This is a genomic window from Bradyrhizobium sp. P2_E8, from assembly GCF_056403875.1.
The window spans coordinates 1-2084 of sequence record NZ_JBFUES010001176.1 but is presented as its reverse complement, the minus strand read 5'-3'; the positions used below and the strand labels follow the sequence as shown (position 1 = coordinate 2084).

Genomic DNA, 2084 nt, shown 5'->3' with positions numbered 1-2084 from the left:
ACCTTGCGATCATCGGCGGCGGCCTGAACGGTGTCAGCCTCGCGCGTGATGCGGTCGGCCGCGGMCTGCGGGTCATTCTGTTCGAGCAGGGCGATCTCGGCGGTGCCGCCTCGTCGGCGACGCCGCGGCTGATCCATGGCGATCTGTCGGTGCTGGAGCGCCGCGGGTTCTGGCGGGTGCGCCGGGCGCTGGCCGAGCGCCGCACCTGGCTCCGGATCGCGCCGCATCTGGTCCGGCCGATGCGTTTCGTGATCCCCGCTCATTCCGAGGAGCGTCCGCCATGGCTGCTGCGGGCCGGCCTGTATGTTTATGACGGCCTCACGAACCGAAGTGGCCTGCCGCCATCAGCGACCCTCGACATCACGCATCATCCGGTCGGCAACGCACTGAAGCGCCCGTTCGGCACGGCGTTCGAATATTCTGACTGCGTCGTCGATGATTGCCGCCTGGTGGTGCTCACGGCGCTGGATGCCGCCGAACGTGGTGCCACGATCCGGACCGGCGCGCGCTGCGTCCGCGCTGACAGAACCGACACATGGCGCCTTGCGGTGGTCGATCGCGGCCACCGCCGCGCTATCACGGCGCGGGCGCTGGCCAACGCCACCGGCGGTTGGACGTCGATGGTGGCGGACACCGTGCTGCGACAGCCGCTGCCCGCCATGGCCGCCATGCAGATGAGCCAGATCATCGTGCCGCGGCTGTTCGATTCCGGGAACGTCTACGTCTTCCAGAACAATGATGGACGGCTGATCTTCGCGCGGCCCCTCGCGCGCGACTTCACGCTGATCGGCACGGTCACGCATGCTTTCACCGGAGATCCCGCGATCGTCGCGATGGCGGGCGCCGACGTCAGCTATCTCTGCGAAGCGGCCAGCCGCTATTTCCGCGAGCGCGTCGCCCCGACCGACGTGGTCCGCACGGTCTCGGGCGTCAACCTGACGCTGGCGTCCGCGCGGGGACGCGACGGCACGACGCTGTTCCATGCGCGCCGGCGCAAGGCACCGCTGATCACGCTGTTCGGCGGTGATGTCACCACCTCGCGCCTGCGTGCGGAGCGGGCGGTGACACGGCTGACGCCGTTCTATCCGATGTCGCCGCGCTGGACTGCCGGGGCGGCGCTGCCCGGCGGCGATTTCGCCTGGGACCGTTTCGATACTGAAGTCGACCTCGCGCGCGACCGCTGGCGCTTTCTCTCGGATCCGGAGGCCCTGCGCCTGGTCGCGGCCTATGGCTCGCGACTGCCGATGGTGCTCGGCGAGGCAAAGAGCCGTGACGAACTCGGTCCCGCCTTCGGCCCCGAACTGACCGGCGCTGAGGTGCGCTATCTGATGGGCCACGAATGGGCGCGCTTCCCCGAGGACGTCTTGTGGCGCCGCTCCAAGCTCGGTCTGACCATGCCGGCAGCGGACCGCGACGCGCTGGCCGCGTTCATGGCGGATGTGAACGATCGCCCCGAACCGGTTGAGCAAAGGCCGATCGGCCGYTAGCGTGCTGCGGAATCGGGGTTGGCAGGGACCATGGCGGAAGAGTTGCCCGGAACGGACGTCGCGGCCGATACGGCCGCCGGAGATGCATTTCCCGTAGCGGGTCAGCCGTTGCTGCGCATCGAGGGCGTCGCCAAGACGTTCGGGACGTTCCGGGCCGTGGACGGCGTGTCACTCGACATCAAGGCCGGCGAGTTCTTTGCCCTGCTTGGCCCGAGCGGCTGCGGCAAGACCACGCTTCTGCGCATGCTCGCCGGCTTCGAGGCGCCGGACGAGGGGCGCATCCTGCTCGGCGGCAAGGACATCGCGCAGGCGCTGCCGCACGAGCGCCCGATCAACATCATGTTCCAGAACTACGCGCTGTTTCCACATCTGTCGGTGCGCGACAACATCGCCTTCGGCCTGAAGCGTGCCGGCATGGCGCGTGCCGACATCGCCACGCGCGTCGCGGAGATGGTCGCGCTGGTGAAGCTCGAGGGGCTCGAGAAGCGCAAGCCCGACCAGCTCTCCGGCGGCCAGCGCCAGCGCGTGGCGCTGGCCCGCGCTTTGGCACGTCGCCCGCAACTGCTGCTGCTCGACGAGCCCCTCGCAGCGCTGGAC

At 69.3% G+C, this 2084-nt stretch carries 2 protein-coding genes; both read left to right on the top strand.

Annotation, left to right across the window (positions count from 1 at the left end):
* A partial coding sequence (locus tag AC1D00_RS38250) for a glycerol-3-phosphate dehydrogenase (protein ID WP_477014239.1) occupies nt 1-1487 on the top strand: 1487 nt, incomplete at its 5' end.
* A 30-nt stretch (nt 1488-1517) separates the two neighbouring features.
* The coding region (locus AC1D00_RS38245) for an ABC transporter ATP-binding protein (RefSeq protein ID WP_477014240.1) at nt 1518-2084 on the top strand (567 nt) is incomplete at its 3' end.